This window comes from Microbacterium sp. TPU 3598 (assembly GCF_002356155.1).
Lineage (GTDB): Bacteria > Actinomycetota > Actinomycetes > Actinomycetales > Microbacteriaceae > Microbacterium > Microbacterium maritypicum_A.
Genome location: NZ_AP017975.1, coordinates 1,574,644 through 1,595,736, shown reverse-complemented (window position 1 = coordinate 1,595,736; position 21,093 = coordinate 1,574,644). Strand labels below are relative to the sequence as shown.

Below are 21,093 nucleotides of genomic sequence, written 5' to 3'. Positions count from 1 at the left end.
TATGACCACCGATATGATCGACCCCCTCGTCGAGCCGCCGGCCGCGCCGCCGACCGCCGACCGCGCCTCGGGCAAGTCGTTGTCCAAGTGGACGCTCTACACCCGCCGGTTCATGCGCAACAAACCGGCCGTGGGTGGCGTCGTCGTCCTGCTCGTGCTGATCCTCTTCTCCACGCTCGGACCGCTCCTCTCGCAGTACCAGGTCGACAGCATGGACTTCCTCGCCCTGAGCCAGCCGCCGTCCGCTGCGCACTGGTTCGGCACCAACGGCGCCGGCAACGACACCTACGTGCAGACCGCCGTCGGCTTGCAGCGATCCCTCATGATCGCGATCACCGTCTCGGTGGGCACGACGATCCTCTCGGCGCTCGTCGGGACCGCGGCCGCGTACTTCGGCGGCTGGTTCGAGCGCATCGCTCTCCTGGTGATCCACTTCATGATGGTGGTCCCCACCTTCCTCCTGCTGTCGATCGTCTCGAACGACTCCGGCGGAGTGTGGTGGGTCATCGCGTTCGTGATGATCTTCGTCAGCTGGTTCTTCCCCGCGAGGATCATCTGGACCATGACCCTGTCGCTGCGTGAACGCGAGTACGTACAGGCCGCTCGGTACATGGGTGTCCGGGGACTGCGCATCGTGACGCGTCATCTCATCCCGAACATCGGCTCGCTGCTGGTGATCAACTTCACCCTCGGCATCGTCGCCGCTGTGACGACCGAGACAGGCCTGTCGTTCATCGGCTTCGGCGTGAAGATTCCCGACGTGTCGCTCGGCTCGCTGATCGGCGAGGGCAGCTCGTCCATCGTCAGCGCACCATGGCTGTTCTACTTCCCCGCATTGGTCCTCACCTTGCTGACCGTCTCGATGGCGCTCATCGCCGATGGACTGCGCGATGCTCTCGATCCCACCTCGGCTGCAGGAGGCCGCGCATGAGCCCTGTACTGTCCGTCCGCGACCTCAGGGTCAGCTTCGCGTCCGAGGCCGGCCGTGTCGACGCCGTCCGCGGCGTCTCCTTCGACCTGGAAGCGGGAAAGACCCTCGGCATCGTCGGCGAGTCCGGCTCCGGAAAGTCCGTCACCTCTCTCGCTGTGATGGGTCTGCTCGACGAGAACGCCAAGGTCACCGGCTCCATCGTGTTCGACGGCCAGGAGCTTCTCGGCAAGACCGACACGCAGCTCTCCGCCATCCGCGGCAACGGCATCTCGATGGTCTTCCAGGATCCGCTCACCTCGCTCACCCCGGTCTACACGATCGGCGCCCAGCTGATCGAGGCGCTGACGGTGCACCGCAATCTCAGCATCAAGGAGGCGACCGCACGTTCGATCGACCTTCTCAAGCTGGTGGGCATCACCGAGCCCGAGAAGCGGATGAAGTCGTTCCCGCACGAGTTCTCGGGCGGCATGCGCCAGCGCGTCGTGATCGCGATCGCGATGGCGAACGATCCGAAGCTGATCATCGCCGACGAGCCCACCACGGCTCTCGACGTCACGATCCAGGCGCAGATCCTCGACCTCATCGAGAAGGCGCAGGCCGAGACGGGTGCCGCCGTCATGATGATCACCCACGACATGGGTGTCGTCGCCCGAACGGCCGACGACGTGATGGTCATGTATGCCGGCAAGCCCGTCGAGCAGGCGCCCGTCCGCGAGCTGTTCCACCAGACCCGGATGCCGTACTCGATCGGTCTCCTCGGCGCGATCCCTCGCGTGGACAAGGCCGAGAAGGAACCGCTCACCCCTATCAAGGGCAACCCGCCGCTGCTGATCAACCTTCCGGACGCGTGCCCGTTCGCGGACCGCTGCCCCATCGTCATGGACGCGTGCCGCACCCGTGAGCCCGAGCTGCTGCCCGTGCTCACCGGTGGCGGCGAAGAGCACCGTGCCGCGTGCATCCGCGCGAACGAGATCACCGACGGCGGCCTGCTCGGTGGTCTCCCGGTGTACCCGGTGCGCGAGGCACCGGAGAGCGAACTGACTCGACTCCCCCGCGAAGAACGACCGATCACGCTCGAGGTGAAGAACCTCACCAAGACGTTCCCTCTGCTCAAGGGGGCTTTCCTGAAGCGCAAGGTCGGCGAGGTGCACGCGATCAAGGGCATCAGCTTCGACGTGCGCGAAGGTGAGACCCTGGCCATCGTCGGTGAATCCGGCTCCGGCAAGACGACGACGCTGCTGCAGATCATGGACATGGTGAAGCAGACCGACGGCGACATCGTCATCGCGGGAACAAGCGTCAACGACATCCACAGCCACAAGGTGGAGCGGGCACTGCGCCGCGACATCCAGATCGTGTTCCAGGACCCGATGGGAGCCCTCGACCCGCGTATGACGGTCGCGGACATCATCTCGGAGCCGCTCTCGGCCATCGGCACCCCGAAGGCCGAGGCGCACCGCCGTGTGAAGGAGCTGATGGACCTCGTCGGACTCAACCCGGCGCACAGTGATCGCTTCCCGCAGGCGTTCTCCGGAGGCCAGCGTCAGCGCATCGGCATCGCCAGGGCGCTGTCGACGAACCCGAAGATCCTGGTGCTCGATGAGCCGGTCTCGGCGCTCGACGTGTCGATCCAGGCCGGTGTAATCAACCTGCTCGACGATCTGAAGGTCAAGCTCGGACTGTCCTACCTCTTCGTGGCGCACGACCTGTCGGTCGTCCGTCACATCGCCGACCGGGTCGCCGTGATGTACCTCGGCGACTTCGTCGAGCACGGCGACGTCGACGACGTCTTCGACAACCCGCAGCACCCCTACACGAAGGCGCTGCTGTCCGCGATCCCGGTCCCGGACCCCGACATCGAGCGCACGCGTGAACGGATCGTGTTCGATCCCGCCACGGTGACAGCGCGGCCTGCGGCCTCATGAGCAGACCACGGATCACCGTCCGATAACGGTTAGCCGATATTCACTCGCCGCCCGGACATTCGAGGATCCGGCGAACTATTCTCCCCTTATGACACGCCGCAAGGCGAAAGGAGCACCATGAAGCAGTACAAGCTGATGGGAGCGCTGGCACTCACCGGCGCTTTCGCACTCGCGCTCAGCGGGTGCGCTACCGGCAACACCGGCAGTAGCGACAAGGGCGACAACGGCGAAGCAGCCGAGGTCGAGATGGCGAACTACAACCCGCAGCCCCGCGAGAACCTCAAGGAGGGCGGTGACGTCAACTTCGCCATCCGCGAGGTTCCGGACCAGCTCAACGCGTTCAACAGCGACGGCAGCGCCGACACGGCTCGCGTCGCCGCCTGGTACACGCCGCAGATCATCCTGATGAAGCCGGACGGCACGCAGTACAAGAACGACAACTACCTCTCCGAGTGGAAGAACGAAGTGAAGGACGGCAAGACCGTTCTGACGTTCACGTTCACCGATGAGGCGCACTGGAACGATGGCACCGACATGGATTGGACCGCCATCGACGCCACGTGGAAGGCGAACCGCTCCTACGACGAGGGCTTCAACCCCAACGCGACCGACGGCTACAAGGACATCGAGTCCGTGGAGCAGGGTGACACCCCCAAGACGGCCATCGTCACCTTCAAGGGCGAGTTCGCGTGGCCGCAGATGCCGTTCAACAGCGGCGTCCTGCACCCGGCTCTCGCCGACCCGACGAACTTCAACGAAGCGATGATCGACAACCCGCACCCTGAGTGGGGCGCAGGTCCGTACACCGTGGACGAGTTCGATGCCAATAAGGACTACATCTCGTTCAAGCCGAACCCCGAGTGGTGGGGCGATGCACCGCTGCTGGACAAGGTCACGATGACCGGCATGGACGCCCAGGCCGGCGTCAACGCCTTCAAGAACGGCGAGGTCGACATGGTCGAGACGGGTTCCCAGGAGCTCATCGACCAGGTCAAGGACGTCGACGGTGCGAAGGTATACCGCGCGCAGCAGACCGCCAACACGATCCTGCAGGTCGACTCGACCAAGCCGCAGTTCGAGGACGTCAAGGTTCGCGAGGCGTTCTTCAAGGCCGTCAACATCGATCAGCAGAAGCAGATCGCCTGGAACGGTCTCGGCTACTCCGAGGACCCGGCCGGCTCGCTGACCCTGTACTCGTTCCAGCCCGGCTACAGCGACTCCATGAAGGAGGCCGGCTGGAAGTTCGACGTCGAGGGCGCCAAGAAGCTGCTCGACGAGGCCGGCTGGAAGGAAGGCTCCGACGGCATCCGCGAGAAGGACGGCGTCAAGCTCTCCGTCGTGTACCCGATCTGGAGTGACTCCGCCACGCAGAAGGCCCTCGCGCAGTCGCTGCAGGCTCAGGAGAAGGCGATCGGCATCGACGTCAAGGTCGAGGTGCGGCCCTCCAGCCAGTTCTCCGACGACTACACGTCGAAGAACTGGGATGTCTCCGGGCTCCGCTTCACCGCCTCCGACCCGTTCGGTGCGGCATGGTTCTGCCAGCTGTACTGCTCGGACTCCGGTCTCAACCTGTCGGGTGTCGGCGATGCCGAACTTGACGCCGAGATCAAGGACAAGGTCGAGTCGCAGACCGACCCCGAGGCACAGACCGCTGCCGCGATGAAGCTCGAGCCGGAGATCTACAAGCGCTGGGGCCTCATCCCGCTGTACAACGGCCCGCAGATCTACACCGTCAAGGAAGGCCTGGCGAACCTCACGCCCGAGCCCTACGTCGGTCTGGACCTGTTCGGTATCACCCCGGTCGAGAACGTCGGCTGGGAGAAGTAACACTCTCTGACACACATGGTGTCGAAGCGGGGTCGGTGGTTCATCCACCGGCCCCGCTTCAGTTGCGTAGACGGCCCCCTCCGACGACGAACCAGGACTTCACACCCGCTCTATTGGTATCTCAATACACCGTTGCCGGGAGACTTCCGTACGGATCGTCGCGAATGCAATGTTCTATGTACTCAGTTCATGGATCGAGCAGATCGGAGTGTCATGTCGAAGGCCAAGAAGAACATCGGGATCACCGTGAGCGGAGTCAGTCTCGCGTTCATGATTTCGTTCGCGACGGCTGCTTCAGCCTCAGCGAGTTGGGAGATCGAGAACCCTGGAGGACATACCGGCGCCGCGACAGGCGGATTCAGTCGGTGCTACACCCCGGGGGCCAGGCGTACATCTGCCCGAGATAGTGCGCTCACCAAGAATTCGAACATCCAGCCGGTCGAGAACGTCGGCTGGGAGAAGTAACACTCTCTGACACACATGGTGTCGAAGCGGGGTCGGTGGTTCATCCACCGGCCCCGCTTTCCTTATGCTGAACCCGTGAGTGTCCAGATCGTCTTCGTGCACGGTATCCGCACGTCCGCCACCATGTGGCGGTCCCAGGCGGCCTACCTCGAGGAGCGCGGCTACGCCTTCACCGCCGTCGACCTCCCGGGGCACGGTACGCGGATGCAGGAGGACTTCACCCTCCACGAGGCGCTGCACACCATAGATGAGGCGGTGCGCGCCGCGGCCGAGAAGGGCCCCGTCCTGCTGGTGGGGCATTCGATGGGCGGATTGCTCTGCCTCGCGTATGTCGGGGGCGCGGAGCAACCTCCCGTCGCGGGGCTGATCGCGGCGTCCTGCACCTCGATCCCCCACGGTGCCGGGCTCGCGGCCTACCGTCTCTTCACTCGAGCCGTCGATGCCCTTCCCGACCGCGGGATGTGGCTGACCGGCCGGATCCTCGAAGCCACCGTGCCTGTGGAGACCCGGTCCGACTTCGCCGCCGGCGGCTACGCGCTCGACACCCAGGACGCCGCGCTGCGCAGTCTGGCCGCGCTCGACATCGCCGCGGCGATCCCTCGCATCACGATTCCGCTCTGGTTCGTGAACGGGCAGTACGACCAGCTGCGGCTCAACGAGTCACTGTTCCAACGGCTCGCCCCGCATGCCGAGCTCATCATCGTGCCACGCACGACGCACCTCGTCACCGCGATGCGGCCGCAGATCTTCAACGCCGTGCTGCAGCTCGCCATCGCGACCGTGGAGCGTGACGCCGCGCAGGGAGTGGCGCCTGACCCCTCGAGTTCATGACGCCCTGGCCGGCTGCCGCGCGAACGCCGTGAGCAGCCCGCCGACGAGGGAGAGAACCGCCGCCGCGACGAACACGAGCCAGAAGCCGCCGACCAGCGCGACCAGTCCCGCCCCCAGCACAGGGCCGATGAGCTGCCCGAGCGCGGCTGTGACGTTCACGATCCCGAGGTCCCTCGCATGGTCCTGCTCGTCCGGCAGCAGGTCGGCGGCGAATGCGAGGCCCACCGTCGAGAACGCGCCATAGCCGAGGCCCATCAGCGCGGCAGCGACCATCGTCATCTCGAACGTCGGTACCAGCGCGATCGCCACCCCCGAGGCCGCCTGCACGACCGTCGCCGCCACCGTGAGCGTCCGGCGATTCCCTGTCCGGTCGGAGACGATCCCCGTGATCACCGAGGCGATGACGACGAACACCGTGTAGACGACGATCAGCAGCAGCAGGTTGTCCTGGGCGATGGCGCTGGGCTGACCGAGGCCGTGCAGCAGGAAGAACAGGAACAGCGCGGTCCCGAGTGCGTTGCCGACGTTCGTCACCAGGCGCCCGGACAGCATCCAGGCGAAGTCGCGATCGCGCAGTGAGTCCAGGTGGCGGCGTCCGATCCGTTTCGGCCGCATCGCCTCCGTGGTCGGTGGATCGGGCAGCAGCAGCGCCGCCGTCGTACCGACCACCGCGATGATCCCGGCGAGCAGGAGATAGCCTTCCCGGAGCTCGAGACCGAGCAGGACAACGAGGCCGACCCCGACCACGATGCCGACAGCCTGGCTGGACCCGACCGCGGCGGAGGCGGCCCCGCGCTGTGTCGTCGGCAGCTGGTCGGCGATCAGCGCGGTGAAGGCGGCGGACGACACCGCCACGCCGATCGACACCCCGACCCAACCGGCGCCCACGGCCCATGGCCCTTGCGCGTAGCCGGTGAGGACGAGGCAGACCGCGGTGAACAGCACACCGCCCAGCGCCCACGGACGCCGACGGTGGCGGCCCGCAGCCGCGCGGTCCGAGAGCGCGCCGGCCGCCGGTCCCGCGATGATCCCGGCGAGCCCGCCGATTCCGAGAACCAGTCCCGAGGAGACGACGCCCCGGATCCAGTCGTCCTGCGGGGTGTCGAGCTGCAGCGGCAGGAGCAGCTGCACCGGCGTGAGCTGCACGGTCCAGATCGCCAGCCACGCGAGCGTGAACAGCGACATCCAGCGCGCACCCGCGCGGACCGGGCGCGTTCCGGTCGCTTCGGTCATCTCGCCGCCTCCGTCGTGGCAGCGGTCGCATCCGTCCGCGCGCTCTCGATGATCCCGCGGTACCAGTCGTACGACGCCTTGGGGGTCCGTTCCCCCGTCTCGAAGTCGACGTGGACGAGTCCGAAGCGCTGAGTGTAGCCGTCAGCCCACTCCCAGTTGTCGAGCAGCGACCACACCGTGTACTCCTCCACCGGCACCCCCGCATCGATCGCCTCCCCTACCGCGGCGATGTGTTCCGCCAGATAGGCGATCCGATCGGCGTCATCCACGCGGAGGGCGCGCTCGGGTTCCGGGAACGACGCACCGTTCTCGCCGATGATCACGGGCGGCATCTGCGGATGCCGGGTGTGCAGGTCGATCAGGAGATCGCGCAGCGCGCTCGGCATGATCGGCCATTCCGGACCGAACCCGGTGACCGGGACTCCCGGAGTGGGCACGATGTCGAACGGGATCGGGCTCTCCTGCTCGGCGGCGGTCACCGTGGTCGGGTTGTAGAAGTTGATGCCGTAGAAGTCGATCGAGCGTCCTATGGCCTCGAGGTCGCCGTCCTGCACAGGCATCGGGGGCAGGCCGAGTGATTCCAGGTCGGGGTATGTTCCGGCGAGGAGGGGTTCGCTGAAGATCCGGTTGTGGATCAGATCGTAGACCGCTGCGGCCTGGTGGTCTTCAGCGGTGTCGCCCAGCGGCAGGACCCGAGTGTGGTTGTTGACCAGTCCGACCGATGCGGCACCACGCTCCCGCAGAGCGGCTGCCGCGCGAGCATGGGCGAGCAGTTGATGGTGAGCGGTCGGCAGCGCGCCGAAGAGGAGCTGCTTCCCGGGCGCCAGCGCGCCGACCGCGTATCCCTGAAGCGTCATCATGGCGGGCTCGTTCAGGGTGTACCAGTGCTGCACCCGGTCGCCGAGACGATCAGCCACGATGGCCGCATAGTCGGCGAAGCGCTCCGCGGCATCGCGCTCGAGCCAGCCGCCGCCTGCTTCGATGAGACTCGGCATCTCCCAGTGGAACAGGGTGGGGAACGGGACGACCCCGGCATCGAGGAGGAGATCGACCAGGCGCGAGTAGTGATCGAGGGCCGACGCGTCACCGCGGCCGAGGCCGTCGGGCTGCACGCGAGCCCACGGGATCGAGAACCTGTAGCGGTCGAGACCCAGGCCCGCCGCAAGGGCGACATCATCCTCGGAGCGCCGGTAGCTGTCGCACGCGGGATCCGCCGTCGATGCGTCGACAATCGCTCCCGGTCTCTCGAGGAAGTCATCCCAGATGGAACGACCGGATATCCCGGTGGGGCGCGACCCCTCGATCTGGAACGCTGAGGTCGCGGCGGACCAGCGGAGCCCGGCAGGCGCAGACAGGCGAGGGAACGCGGGGGTCATGGGGCTCCTTGACATCAGTGTCGAGATAGTGATGATTCTGCACCCAGTACCATCGAATGCGCGACTGCGTCTCGCATTCTCCTCGTCGTTTCGCGTCAACAGCCCCTCTGCTGGTAGACTCGACTCTTGGCTTGCGTGTGGGTTCTTCCCTCACGACCGCTGTGCAGCAGCCCTCTTCTGCTGCCGGCATTCCGAACACTCCTGTACAGAAAGCGTCCACACGTGGCAAACATCAAGTCGCAGATCAAGCGCAACAAGACCAACGAGAAGGCGCGCGAGCGCAACAAGGCCGTGAAGAGCGAGCTCAAGACGGTCATCCGCACCACTCGCACGGCCGTCTCCGCCGGTGACAAGGCCGCCGCAGAGGCCGCCCTGAAGAAGGCTGCCGTCAAGCTCGACAAGGCCGTCAGCAAGGGTGTCCTGCACAAGAACCAGGCGTCGAACCGCAAGTCGGCTCTCGCCAAGCAGGTCGCTTCCCTCTGAGCCGAAGCTTCTGAGAAAGGCCCGTCCCGTTCCTCGGGGCGGGCCTTCTTCATTGCCTCGGAGCGTCCCGGCAGTCGAATCCGACTGGCCACTCTCGCTCGATCACTCGCCGAACGGCTGGCGAGTGGCGATGACGGTGACCATGCGCTCCAGCGCGAAGATCGGGTCGCGTGCCGCACCCTTGACCTCGCCATCGGCCCTGGCAGTGGCCTGGATCGCCATTCCGAGTGACCGCTCGTTCCAGCCGGCGAGATCGCGGCGTGCGCGGTCAACCTGCCAATCCTTCATTCCCAGACGCTGAGCGAGCTGGCGGCTCGGCTCGCGGTTGCCGGCGACTCGTGCCATGGTGCGGAGCTTCATGGCGAAGGCCGCGACCATCGGAACCGGGTCGGCGCCCGACGAGAGAGCATGACGGAGGGCGATGAGGGCCTCGCCGTAGCGTCCGGCGATGGCCGTGTCGGCGACGACGAACGCCGACACCTCGACCCGACCTCCGTAGTACTTGGTGACGATGTCTTCGGAGATGTCGCCCTCGACGTCTCCGATGAGCTGCTGGCAGGCCGCGGCGAGCTCGGTGAGGTCGTCGGCGAAGGCCGAGACCAGGGCTCGAAGAGCCGGAGGCGCGATGCGCTTCTTCGCCGCGCGGAACTCGCCGGCGGCGAAGTCGACTCGGTCGCTGTCGCGCTTGATGGCAGGGCAGGCGATCTCGATACCGCCGCCGTTCCCGGCACGGACAGCGTCGAGCAGCTTCTTGCCTCGCACGCTGGCGCCCGTGTGGCGAAGGATGACGGTCGCGCCCTCCTGCGGGTTGTCGAGATACGACACCGCCTCCTGGATGAAGGCATCGGAGCACTTCTCCACGCCGGAGACGCGGACGAGACGTGGTTCCCCGAACAAGGACGGCGATGTGAGGGAGAGCAGCGTTCCGGGTGCGTAATCATCGGCCCGTACGTCACTCACTTCGAGCGCGGGGTCCTCGGCACGGAGGTAGTCGCGAACGCCGGCGATCGCGCGCTCGGCGCAGACCTCTTCCGGGCCCGACACGAGCACGATCGGAGCGGGGTGCGGCTCACGCCAGGAGACCTGCGGGATCTTGGTGGGCTTCGCGCCGCCGCGGGAAGGGGTTCGCGAAGCTGCCATGGATCCAGCCTACCGGCGGTCGCCGACATGGTTCCGCTCCTTCGAGGCTGATCCGAGCGGCTCATCCGGCAGGCTTCTCCGTCCAGACCTGCAGTTCGCCGTCGCGAAGACCGAGCAGAATGCGCCCCCGTTCGTCGGTGCGCAGCACATGTGCACCGGTCGCCGCCAGGAGATCGAGGGTCTCGGAACGTGGGTGCCCGTAGTCGTTGTCCGCTCCGACGCTGAACAGCGCCACCCGGGGCCGCATCGCCTCGTACAGACCGGGATCCTGGTCGGCGCTGCCGTGGTGCGCCACCTTGACCACGGCGTACGGCATCATCCTCGCCGTGCGCTGCAGCATGCGCTGGGGCGCGGCCGAGAGGTCGCCGAGGTAGATCGAGCGGGGCACCTCTCCCCCGTCGAACTCCATCACCACACTCGCATCGTTGCCATCGGGAAAGGCAGCGGATCGGCGCAGCGGCCAGAGCACACGCCACGCCGCCTCGCCGAGCATCCCCTGCTGACCTTCCGACGCCGCGTGGACGCGTGCGCCTCCATCGACGAGGTCATCGAGGAGACGTCGATCGGCGTCCTCGGCGATCGGACCGTGCATGACCACGTCGACACGACCGCGCACCGCCTCAGCCCCGCCGACGTGATCGAGGTCGAAGTGGGTGAGGACGAGAAGGTCGATGCGCTCGACGCCGAGCGACCGCAGACATGAGGCCAGTGGCTGGGGCTCCGGCCCCGTGTCGATCAAAGCGACCTGAGTCGCCGAGCGCACGAGCACCGCGTCACCCTGCCCGACATCGCACGCCGCGACGGCCCAGGCGTCGGGGGTCGTCGCCGTGGCGAGGGGGCCGTCGAGAAGCGCACGAGAACCGGCGAGCGACAGTACCACGACGACGATCACCGCCGCACCGCGACGTCCCCAGGCAGCCGCCCGCTCCACACGTGAGCCCGGCTGATACGCGGGAGCACGCATCAGCACGATGGCGATCGCCGCACTCACCACCGCCACCACCAGGGCACTGCCGAGGCCAGGCGGTACCAGGACCTGCGCGCCCGGCAGCTGGGCCGTGGTGGTCGCGGTCGTCGCGATCCACGCCGCGGGAAGCCACGCCGAGGCCGTCAGCAGGTCAGCGAGCACCGGCAACGGAGCGGCGAGGCAGGAGAGGAGCCCGATCACCGTCGCGACCGGGGCTGCGGGCCCCGCGATCAGGTTCGCGGCGATACCGACCAACGACTGCTGTTCCGCGAACAGGGCGATGATCGGGCCGCACGCGAGCTGCGCGGAGAGCGGGACCGCGACAGCGAGCGCGACGGGGCGCGGCATCCCCCGAGCCAAGCCGCGCGCAAGAGGCGGGGCGAGCAGGATCAACGCACCCGAGGCGACGACCGACAGCGCGAACCCCGGCGTCGCCGCGAGCCAGGGGTCCGCAACCAGAATGATTGTGGCGCACAGCGACAGCATCCCGGCCCCGGCGCTCGGCTTCCCCGACAGCACGGAGAGCATCCCCACGGCCGCCATCACCCCCGCCCGGATCACACTCGGCTCGGGAGTCACCAGAACCACGAACCCGGCCAGGCCCACGAGTGACAGGACGACACGCAACCGGCGGCCGCCTCCGCACAGTGCCGTCAGCCAGAAGATCGCGCCGACCACGATCGCGCAGTTCGCTCCGCTGACCGCGGTGAGGTGACTGAGCCCGCTGGTGCGCATGTCGTCGTTCAGCTCGGCGGTGACGGCGCGCGTGTCGCCGACCGCGAGTCCGGGAAGCAGCCCGTTGCCCGGTTCCGGCAGGCGTAGAGACCGTTCGACGAACACGCTCTTGATCGTCGCCGCCGCACCGAAGACACCAGGCGCGGGCGAGATGACCTCGGCGTCGCTCGCGAAGACGACCAACGCTGAGCGCTCCACGGCATCCGTCGCCGATGACTCGCCCACGACCCGAACCGTCGCGCCGAGGTCGAAGCCCTCGGCGGGGGCGACCCCCAGGCGCACCGGGGCGGCGGACGCCACCGCACGGCCCGGCGGCCCGAGCGTCGATGTCACCGCCTCGAACCACAGCCGCCCATCGCGTCCGATCGATGCGGAGGACGTCACCTCGGCCGTGATCTCGACCACGCGAGCGTCCCACCCCTTCGCCGCTTCCCGCTCGGGCACGGCGAACCCGACCGATACCGCCGCAGCCGCCATCGCGGCCAGCACGACGACGGCGAGGCCCCCGAGCGCCCAGGACTCTCCATGGCGGTTTCGACGGTGCACGACCGATGCCAGCACGCCTACCGCCCCGAGTCCGCACACGGCGGCGCACCCCCACGCGACCGCAGGGAACATCACACACAGCAGCGCGACGCACCACACCGCCACCGCGAGCGGCACGAGCCGGAGGTCTCGTCCCCTCACACCCTGACCCCGTCGCGCAGGCCTGCGACCAGCTTCTCCCCGATGCCGGGAACCGCCAGGAGGTCGTCCACCGAGGCGAACCGGCCGTTCTCCTCCCGCCAGGAGATGATCCGCTCCGCGAGTGCCGGACCGATACGCGGGAGCGTCTCCAACGCCGCCTGATCCGCGGTGTTGAGGTCGATCCGGTCATCGTCCGGTGGCGGTGCGACTTCGCCGGGCCCACCCGCCATGGCTCCGGCTGCCGGCACGACGACCTGCTCTCCGTCTTCGAGCATTCGAGCGAGGTTGACCGCGGCCAGATCGGCCTCGACGGTCGTTCCCCCTGCAGCCGCCAGCGCATCGACGAGCCGTGCGTCACGATCGAGCACATAGAGTCCGGGCTTCTCGACAGCGCCGAGAACGTGCACGTAAAGGTCATCGGTCGCTTCGGGGCCTGCGCCTGTTCCCGTACTCGTGTCTTCGAGCGGCACCGATTCGACAGGCGCGGCCTGCCCCCGCATGATCCCGAGCCCCACGGCAGCCGACAGCACGACGAGAGCCAGCACCACCGCCGCTCCGATGCTCAGACGCAGTCGGCGCCGAGGTGGGAGGGGTGCCTGCGGAGATTCCATCCGGCCACGCTAGGCGCGGTCGATCCTCCGGCCGGGCGGCATTCGCCCCTGCCGGGGACAACCCCGTGAAAGGAGACTTCCGTGGAGGACAGGCGATCAGCCCGTACGTCGATCAGCCCTTGACGACGAAGCTCACGATCTTCGGAGCACGCACGACGACCTTCACGATCTCGCGGTCGCCGATCGACCGGATCACGCGCTCGTCGGCGCGGGCCAGAGCCTCGAGCTCCGACTCGCCGATACGCGCCGAGACCTCGAGCTGGGCGCGCACCTTGCCGCCCACCTGCACGACGGCGGTGATCGTGTCCTCGATCAGCAGTGCCGGGTCAGCGGAACGCCACGTCACCAGGCCGACGGAAGGCTCGTGTCCGAGGATCTCCCACATCTCCTCCGCCGTGTGCGGAGCGATGAGGTCGAGCATCACGGCGATCGTCTCCGCGGCTTCGCGGACGGCAGGGTCAGCCGCGCCGGCGGCACCGTCGATCGTCTTGCGAGTGATGTTCACGAGCTCCATCAGGCGCGCGACCAGCACGTTGAACTTCGTCTGCTCGACCAGAGCGGGCGCTTCGGCGAGCAGCTTGTGCGTCGCACGTCGCAGCGCGGAGTCACCGCCGTCGAACACCACGTCGACCGGGCTCGACACCTCGCCGGCGATGCGCATCGCGCGCGCCAGGAACTTCTGGGCGCCGGTCGTCGAGACGTCGGCCCAGTCCTTGTCGTCCTCCACGGGACCGGCGAACGCCAGCCCCACACGCAGGGCGTCGGCGCCGTGGGCGTCGAGCTCCTCCTGGAAGAGCACCAGGTTGCCCTTGCTCTTGGACATCTTCTGCCCGTCGAGCAGCACCATGCCCTGGTTGATGAGGTTCGAGAACGGCTCGGTGAAGTCGATCAGCCCCATGTCGAACAGGACCTTCGTGATGAAGCGCGCGTACAGCAGATGCAGGATCGCGTGCTCGACACCACCGATGTACGAGTCCACCGGTGCCCAGCGCGCCGCCTGCGCCGGATCGAAAGCCACCGTGTCGCTGTTCGGCGAGAGGAAACGCAGGAAATACCACGAGCTGTCGACGAACGTGTCCATCGTGTCGGGGTCGCGCAGCACGGGGTCGCCCGTCTGCGGGTCGGTCGTGCGCACCCAGCTCTCGGCACCGCCCAGCGGCGAGGTGCCCTTGGGCTTGAGGTCGAGTCCTTCGACGCTCGGCAGCTTCACGGGGAGCTTGTCCTCGGGAACCGGGATGATGCTGCCGTCTTCGGCGTGCAGCATCGGGATCGGCGTGCCCCAGAAGCGCTGACGCGAGATCAGCCAGTCACGCAGACGGTAGTTCTTGGCGGCACGACCCGTGCCGGTCGCTTCCAACTGCTCGATCGCACGCGCGATGGCGTTGCGCTTGGAGAGCCCGTTGAGTGCACCGGAGTTGATCATGCGGCCTTCGCCGGTGAGTGCAACGCCCGTGGTGGCGGGGCTCTGCTCCTCGAGCGCGGCGCCCGTGTCGATCGGCACGCCCTCGTCGTCGACCTCGATCACCGGCATCGCGCCCGTGACGGGAGCCGTCGTGTCGACGACCACCTTGACGGGCAGGTCGAACGCACGAGCGAAGTCCAGGTCGCGCTGGTCGTGCGCAGGAACCGCCATGACTGCACCGTGACCGTAGTCGGCCAGCACATAGTCCGCCGCCCACACCGGCAGCTTCTCGCCGTTCACGGGGTTGATCGCATAGCGCTCGAGGAACACACCGGTCTTCGGGCGGTCCGTGGACTGCCGATCGATATCGGTCTCCTTCTGCACCTGCTCCAGGTACGTCTGGAAGCGCTGACGCACGTCATCGGAAGCACCGGCAGCGAGTTCGGACGCCAGGTCGGAATCGGGTGCGACCACGAAGAACGTCGCGCCGTGCAGCGTGTCAGGGCGCGTCGAGAACACCGTGACCGGCTCCTCACGCCCCTCGATCAGGAAGTCGACGTCGGCGCCCACGGAGCGTCCGATCCAGTTGCGCTGCATCTGCAGCACCTTGTGCGGCCAGAATCCCTCGAGCTGGTTCAGATCGTCGAGCAGACGGTCCGCGTAGTCGGTGATCCGGAAGTACCACTGCGTGAGCTTCTTCTTGATGACCTCCGCACCACAGCGATCGCAGCGTCCGTCGACGACCTGCTCGTTCGCCAGCACCGTCTGGTCGTTCGGGCACCAGTTCACCGGGCTCTTCTTGCGATACGCCAGGCCCCGCTCGTACAGCTTCAGGAACAGCCACTGATTCCAGTGGTAGTACTCGGGGTCGGACGTGTGCAGGACCCGGCTCCAGTCGAACGAGACGCCGTACTGTTCGAAGCCGACCTTCTGCTGCGCGATGTTCTGATACGTCCAGTCCCGAGGGTCGGCACCCTGCCGGATCGCGGCGTTCTCGGCGGGCAGCCCGAAGGAGTCCCAACCGATCGGGTTCAGGACGTTGTGTCCGCGGTGGCGCCAGAAACGGGCCACGATGTCGGAGTAGAGGTAGTTCTCGGCGTGCCCCATGTGCAGGTCGCCGGACGGGTACGGGAACATCGCGAGCACATACCGACGCGGGCGGGTGTCGTCGTCGCCACCCGTGAGGAACGTGCCGTTCTCCGCCCAGTACTTCTGCCACTTGTTCTGGATGGCGTGCGCCGACGGGGTCTCGTCGTCGGCAGGAGCGGTGGACAGGTTCTCAGACAACGAACGCACGACCAATCTGATGGAAAAAGCGGGATCAGTTCAGGATATCGGAACGCCAGGGCCCGGGCATTCCGGCACCGAGCGCCATGAGCGGTGCCCTCGCCTTGGTCGCGACCTCGGCGACCTCTGAGGTCGCGATCGACCCCCAGGTGATCCCTCCGCCGGCGCCGACCACAGCCTGTTCCCCTTCGATCACGATGCTGCGGATCACCATCGCCAGATCCAGGGTTCCGTCGTCACCGATGTACCCGAAGCATCCGGCGTACACGCCGCGAGGCCCGCCCTCCAGCTCGTGCAGCCGGGTCATCGCCGACAGCTTCGGAGCCCCGGTCATGCTGCCGGCTGGAAAGGCCGCCTCGAGCAGGGCCTCGACCGTTGTCCCCTCGGCCGCCCGCCCACTCACGGTACTCACCAGCTGGTGCACGGCGGGATAGCTCTCGACCACCCAGAGACCCTCCACACGTATGCTCCCGGGCTCGCACACCCGCGAGAGGTCGTTGCGCATCAGGTCGACGATCATGACGTTCTCGGCGCGCTCCTTGCGGTCCGTCGCCAGTTCTGCGGCGAGCGCGGCGTCTTCGACCGGATCGATGCTTCGGGGCCTGGTGCCTTTGATGGGACGGGTACGGATGACTCCGCCCGCGGCATGGAGGAACTGCTCGGGACTGGCACTCAACAGGGTGCGATCGCCGATGCGCAGGAATCCGCCATGATGGGCGGGCGTGGCGGCGCGGAGCCGACGATAGACCTCGACCGGGTCGTGGGCGCCCGCCACGGTGAAGCGCGTGGTGAGGCACAGCTGGTAGGCGATGCCCGCACGGATGAGATCGCGGCAGCGTTCGATGAGTGCGGCGTACTCGCCGGGGTCGTGTCGGGCGACGGCGATACGCGGCGGGTGTTCGGGGTCGCTCATCGCGGAGGGCACGGCTTCCGGGACCCCCACCAGTGCCCGGACAACTGCCGCCCAGTCCGCGACGTCGCTCTCCACCCCGAGCGCCCAGACGCGCTGCATGTCGTGGTCGAAGGCGACGACGCGGGTGGCACGCAGCCAGGAACCGCCCGAGCCGTCTTCCGGACCCGCGACCGGTGCACCGGCGGCGGCGGCACCGCTCTCATAGTCGAGCCACCCCACCCAGCCCCCTGTGAACGGCGGCAGCTCAGGGTCGGCAGCGACGACGTCGACGCGCACCTCGCGCGGAAGCGTCGACCGCTCCCCCGTCCCGACGAAGCTCCATCCGGTGAGCGCGTCAGCCCCGGCGTCGAGCCAGAACACATCGGCGGTCACGGCTTCCAGCATCCCGAACACCGACGACGGCTCCACCCAGTCGGGAAGCGGACGAGCACTCAGCTGTTCGGGCACCTTTCCAGCCTAGGACCGGGTGGCTCCCGTATCCTCATGGGGTGGACGACCTCCTGATCTGGCTCCTCGACACCGTGCAGTCGATCGATCCGGTCGCCCGCACGCTCATCGCCGGGCTCGCCGTGATGCTGGAGACGAGCATCCTGATCGGCCTCATCGTTCCCGGCGACACGATCGTGATCATCGCGTCCATGGGTGTCGCCACTCCCCTGGAGGGCATCGCGATGGGTGTCGCGGTCGTGATCGGGGCGCTGATCGGGGAGAGCATCGGGTTCTGGCTGGGACGCTGGCTGGGCCCGCACATCCGCGTCTCCTGGTTGGGGCGGCGGATCGGCGAGCACAACTGGGTGCGTGCCGAGAACTATCTCGAGCGCCGCGGGGGGATCGCGATCTTCCTCTCCCGCTTCCTCCCCGTGCTGCATTCTCTGGTTCCCCTCACCGTCGGGATGAGCGAGTACCCGTACCGCAAGTTCCTGGCATGGACGGCTCCCGCCTGTGTCCTCTGGGCCACCGCCTATGTGAGTGTCACGTCGCTTGCCGCCGGCAGCTTCCGCGAGCTGGTCGATCGCGTGCACTTCGCCGGGTACATCTTCGTCGGCGTGATCGCCCTGTTCCTGCTTCTGGCTTTCCTGGGCAAGAAGCTGCTGCAGCGCATCGAAGCCCGTCACCTGGAGTCCCCGGAGGCAGAGGCCGACGCCGACGTGAAAGACTGAGGCAATGGCATCGGCTCCCCCAGCCCCCCGGATCCACTGGTTCGCCCGACTCGAACACCGCTTCCATGTCTGGCGCGAAGGTCGTGCGCGCCGTCGTGGCCGTGTCGCGACGATCCTTCCCTTCCCCGGTTACGGTGGTCCGGGCTGGGTCCGCGTCGTCGGCCGGGTGCTGATCGTCCCGCCGCAGCGTCGCACCCGAGACGGTGAACCGGCCAGCGTCCGCGGATGGCGCAGCTTCGTCGGCATCCCGGTGGGATTCGCCGCTGTGAGCGTGCACTTCGGCGAGACCACCCACCAGGTGGCCGCCGACCGCGGCGGCGTGGTCGATGCCATGATCCGTGTCGATCTGGAACCCGGCTGGCAGACGTTCACGTTCTCCGTCGAGGGTCAGGCGCCGGTGGAGGCTCGCGCATTCATCGTGGCCGAGGGCACCTCGTTCGGCGTGGTGTCGGATGTCGACGACACCGTGATGGTGACGGCGCTGCCTCGTCCCTTCATCGCCTTCTGGAACTCCTTCGTGCTCGACGAGCACGCACGCCTTCCCGTCCCGGGGATGGCCGTCCTCCTCGACCAGCTGCTCCGCCAGCACCCGGGTGCACCCATGGTGTACCTCTCCACCGGTGCGTGGAATGTCGCCCCCACTCTGTGGCGCTTCCTCGGTCGCCACCTCTTCCCCGCCGGCTCCATGCTCCTGACCGACTGGGGTCCCACTCACGAACGGTGGTTCCGCAGCGGGCGTGAACACAAGCTCACGAACCTGCGTCGCCTCGCGACCGAGTTCCCCGACGTGAAATGGCTGTTGATCGGAGACGACGGCCAGCACGACGAGTCGATCTACAGCCAGTTCATGGACGAGTACCCCGATTCCGTCGCCGGCGTCGCGATCCGTCGTCTGCTTCCCGCCGAGGCCGTGCTCGCCGGTGGACGCGCCGGTCACGAACCGCACTCCGAAGATGCCGCCCCGTGGGTGAGCGCCGAGGACGGCGCCGGTCTTCGCGATCTGCTCGGCGAAGCCGGCATCCTGCACTGACATGACCATCGCCCGCCCGGACTGGACCCTCCGCGAGGAGGCGCATCGTGAACGAGCCGACGCCCTCACCGCGGCGCACCGCGAACGGGCGACGCGGGCGGAGAAGCATCCGGTGTGGGACTTCCTCTTCACCTACTACTCGTACAAGCCCGCGCACCTGCGTCGATGGCATCCGGGGGCCGGTGTCGAACTCGCCGATGCGCCGGAACGCCGCGACTGGCGGTGGTACTCCCCCGGGCGATCGCCCGGCAGCGTCGTGCCGGATGCGGCGACTTTCGGCGCAGAGAAGACGGAGTTGGCCGCGCTCATCGAGCGCATGCTCCGCCGCACCGCATCCCGCCCCGGACAGTTCGGCTGCTTCGGCCTGCACGAGTGGGCGATGGTGTACCGCGCGGACGAGCATCGCCACGCGGTGCCGTTGCGACTCGGGCAGGCGGGCACGGATGCCGTCGTCGAGAATCATGAGCTGCGTTGCACCCATTTCGACGCATTCCGCTTCTTCACCCCCGAAGCGGTCCCCCGCAACCGCACGCCGTTGAGCCGCGACGACCAGCCCCTGTTCGAGCAGCCCGGTTGCCTGCACGCGGGGATGGACCTGTACAAGTGGGCGACGAAACTCGGGCCCCTCATCCCCGGCGAACTCCTCCTGGATTCGTTCGAGCTCGCCCGCGACATCCGACTGCTCGACATGCAGGCCGCGCCGTACGATCTCTCGGCATGGGACGTGGCCCCGGTCCGCATCGAGACGACCGAGGGCAAGGCCGAGTACGTCCGTCGGCAGCGAGGGTTCGCGGACCGGGGTGCCGCTCTGCGCGCAGCGCTGCTGAACGCCTGGCTCGGCGACGGAGCTCGCGAGGCGGCCTGAGCGTCAGCCCACCGGTTCGCAGTCCTCGCAGATCGACCAGCGGGCGGTGGCCGCGGCGCTCTGCATCCGGAGCGCGATCACGCGTGTCGCCGCCTCCTCGAGCCGCTCGGGCGGAAGCGTCCCCGCTTCGACCGCCGCTGCGATGCCGGCGACCATCGATCCGGCTGTCTGCGCGTCGGACCCCGCGATCATCAACACGAGGTCGTTCCCCGCAGCGATCGCCACCACCGCGTTCGTGACCGGGTCGGCATAGGCCGGATCTCCCGAAGACAGCAGCATGCCGAGGTCGTCGGTCACCGCCACCCCGGTGAAGCCGAGCTCGTCTCTCGCGATCTCATGCCACCGCGGCGAGAGGGATGCCGGCAGCGGATCGACCGCCGCGTAGGCGAGATGCCCGTACATCAGCAGCGAGGCCCCGGCGTCGATACCGGCGGCGAACGGCACGGCCGCGGTGGCGCGCCATTCCTCGATTCCCATCGTGGTGCTCGGGATCACGTGATGAGAGTCACCCGGAGCCGCGCCGTGGCCGGGGAAATGTTTGAGGGTCGAGGCGACGAACTGCTCCTGCGCGACGGTTGCCGCCGCCACGCGCTCCGCCGCCGCGGCAGGGTCTGTGCCGAGCGCGCGACCGTGGATGAACGAGCCGGGATCGTCCGTGTAGTCGGCGACCGTTCCGAAGTTCACGGTGATGCCCGCTCGCGCCACCAGAGAGCCCCGCGCGGTGAACGCCGCGGACGTCTCGGCGACCGGAAGCCTCTTCAGGGAGGGGGAGGCAGGGAAGCCGTCACCGTGCAGTCGGGAGACGAAGCCGCCCTCCTGGTCCACGGCGATGAGCGGTGGCAGACCGGGATCGACCGTCAGCGCCGTCGTGAGCGCCTGCAACTCCGCTTCGGTCGCGGGGATATTGGCCCCCATGAGGATGAATCCTCCCAGTCCGGACTCCATGTACGACCGAAGGGCGGACGGGTCCGTTCCTGCCACGTGCCCCATGACCACCGTCGCTGCCTGTTCCGCCACGGACATCTCCTGCACCCGCGCCTTCGCACGTGCGGTGAGCAGGTCAGATCCGCTGGTCGACACCGTGGACTCGGGGATGCCCGACGTCGAGGGTGCGCCCACCGCCGACGCTGAGGCGGCCGACGAGACGAAGAGCCCCATCACCGCGGCGAGCGCGAGTGCGCTCGCCGTCCGTCCCCGGCGCCGATTCTCCATGTCGCGCGAAGTG

At 67.7% G+C, this 21,093-nt stretch carries 16 protein-coding genes; 8 read left to right on the top strand and 8 right to left on the bottom strand.

Features of this window, described 5'->3' with window-relative positions; genetic code table 11:
- Position 1 precedes the first annotated feature (1 nt).
- The 4 genes from MST3598_RS07525 to MST3598_RS07510 all read left to right on the top strand — a co-directional run bounded on the left by MST3598_RS07525 (position 2) and on the right by MST3598_RS07510 (position 5,979).
- Positions 2 to 931: an ABC transporter permease gene (locus MST3598_RS07525; protein WP_029260208.1), complete on the top strand. Its 930-nt coding sequence runs from the start codon at positions 2 to 4 to the stop codon at positions 929 to 931.
- On the top strand, positions 928 to 2,856 hold the full coding sequence (locus MST3598_RS07520; protein WP_029260207.1) for an ABC transporter ATP-binding protein: 1,929 nt from the start codon (positions 928 to 930) through the stop codon (positions 2,854 to 2,856). Before MST3598_RS07525 ends, MST3598_RS07520 begins: the two co-directional genes overlap by 4 nt.
- Before the next feature lie 117 nt (positions 2,857 to 2,973).
- The gene (locus MST3598_RS07515) at positions 2,974 to 4,683 is read left to right on the top strand and encodes an ABC transporter family substrate-binding protein (RefSeq protein ID WP_029260206.1); all 1,710 of its coding nucleotides are present in this window, start codon (positions 2,974 to 2,976) and stop codon (positions 4,681 to 4,683) included.
- Between the two features lie 540 nt (positions 4,684 to 5,223).
- The gene (locus tag MST3598_RS07510) at positions 5,224 to 5,979 is read left to right on the top strand and encodes an alpha/beta fold hydrolase (protein WP_029260205.1); all 756 of its coding nucleotides are present in this window, start codon (positions 5,224 to 5,226) and stop codon (positions 5,977 to 5,979) included.
- On the opposite strand, the gene MST3598_RS07505 is transcribed toward MST3598_RS07510, so the two are convergent.
- The gene (locus tag MST3598_RS07505; protein WP_021198556.1) at positions 5,974 to 7,212 is read right to left on the bottom strand and encodes an MFS transporter; all 1,239 of its coding nucleotides are present in this window, start codon (positions 7,210 to 7,212) and stop codon (positions 5,974 to 5,976) included. The genes MST3598_RS07510 and MST3598_RS07505 overlap by 6 nt on opposite strands.
- Positions 7,209 to 8,588: a glycoside hydrolase family 1 protein gene (locus tag MST3598_RS07500; RefSeq protein WP_036271802.1), complete on the bottom strand. Its 1,380-nt coding sequence runs from the start codon at positions 8,586 to 8,588 to the stop codon at positions 7,209 to 7,211. Before MST3598_RS07500 ends, MST3598_RS07505 begins: the two co-directional genes overlap by 4 nt.
- Before the next feature lie 222 nt (positions 8,589 to 8,810).
- On the opposite strand from MST3598_RS07500, the gene rpsT reads away from it, so the two are divergent.
- The gene (gene rpsT, locus MST3598_RS07495; protein WP_017830351.1) at positions 8,811 to 9,071 is read left to right on the top strand and encodes a 30S ribosomal protein S20; all 261 of its coding nucleotides are present in this window, start codon (positions 8,811 to 8,813) and stop codon (positions 9,069 to 9,071) included.
- A gap of 102 nt (positions 9,072 to 9,173) precedes the next feature.
- Here rpsT and holA read toward each other — a convergent pair whose 3' ends face one another.
- From holA to MST3598_RS07470, 5 genes are all read right to left on the bottom strand, one after another.
- Entirely contained in the window at positions 9,174 to 10,211 is a 1,038-nt protein-coding gene (holA, locus tag MST3598_RS07490) for a DNA polymerase III subunit delta (RefSeq protein ID WP_021198554.1), read from the bottom strand.
- A 61-nt stretch (positions 10,212 to 10,272) separates the two neighbouring features.
- Entirely contained in the window at positions 10,273 to 12,600 is a 2,328-nt protein-coding gene (locus MST3598_RS07485; protein ID WP_036271800.1) for a ComEC/Rec2 family competence protein, read from the bottom strand.
- Positions 12,597 to 13,211 (bottom strand): helix-hairpin-helix domain-containing protein, encoded by a 615-nt coding sequence (locus MST3598_RS07480; RefSeq protein WP_021198552.1) that lies wholly within the window; start codon positions 13,209 to 13,211, stop codon positions 12,597 to 12,599. Before MST3598_RS07480 ends, MST3598_RS07485 begins: the two co-directional genes overlap by 4 nt.
- Before the next feature lie 112 nt (positions 13,212 to 13,323).
- Positions 13,324 to 15,900, bottom strand: coding sequence for a leucine--tRNA ligase (gene leuS / locus MST3598_RS07475; RefSeq protein WP_036271824.1), 2,577 nt, complete (start codon positions 15,898 to 15,900; stop codon positions 13,324 to 13,326).
- A gap of 34 nt (positions 15,901 to 15,934) precedes the next feature.
- Positions 15,935 to 17,260, bottom strand: coding sequence for an anthranilate synthase component I family protein (locus tag MST3598_RS07470; protein WP_029260201.1), 1,326 nt, complete (start codon positions 17,258 to 17,260; stop codon positions 15,935 to 15,937).
- Positions 17,261 to 17,301: 41 nt separating this feature from the next.
- Between MST3598_RS07470 and MST3598_RS07465 the strand changes: the two genes are divergently transcribed.
- The 3 genes from MST3598_RS07465 to MST3598_RS07455 are packed head-to-tail and all read left to right on the top strand — an operon-like array spanning position 17,302 to position 19,868.
- Positions 17,302 to 17,973 (top strand): DedA family protein, encoded by a 672-nt coding sequence (locus tag MST3598_RS07465; RefSeq protein ID WP_029260200.1) that lies wholly within the window; start codon positions 17,302 to 17,304, stop codon positions 17,971 to 17,973.
- Positions 17,974 to 17,977: 4 nt separating this feature from the next.
- Positions 17,978 to 19,003 carry an App1 family protein gene (locus MST3598_RS07460; protein ID WP_029260199.1) on the top strand — a complete coding sequence of 342 codons (1,026 nt, stop codon included), beginning with the start codon at positions 17,978 to 17,980 and terminating at the stop codon, positions 19,001 to 19,003.
- Between the two features lies 1 nt (position 19,004).
- Positions 19,005 to 19,868, top strand: a complete 864-nt coding sequence (locus MST3598_RS07455; RefSeq protein WP_036271798.1) for a hypothetical protein — start codon at positions 19,005 to 19,007, stop codon at positions 19,866 to 19,868.
- A 3-nt stretch (positions 19,869 to 19,871) separates the two neighbouring features.
- Here the strand turns inward: MST3598_RS07455 and MST3598_RS07450 are convergent, their stop codons facing one another.
- Positions 19,872 to 21,080 (bottom strand): glycoside hydrolase family 3 N-terminal domain-containing protein, encoded by a 1,209-nt coding sequence (locus MST3598_RS07450; RefSeq protein ID WP_029260197.1) that lies wholly within the window; start codon positions 21,078 to 21,080, stop codon positions 19,872 to 19,874.
- Positions 21,081 to 21,093 lie beyond the last annotated feature (13 nt).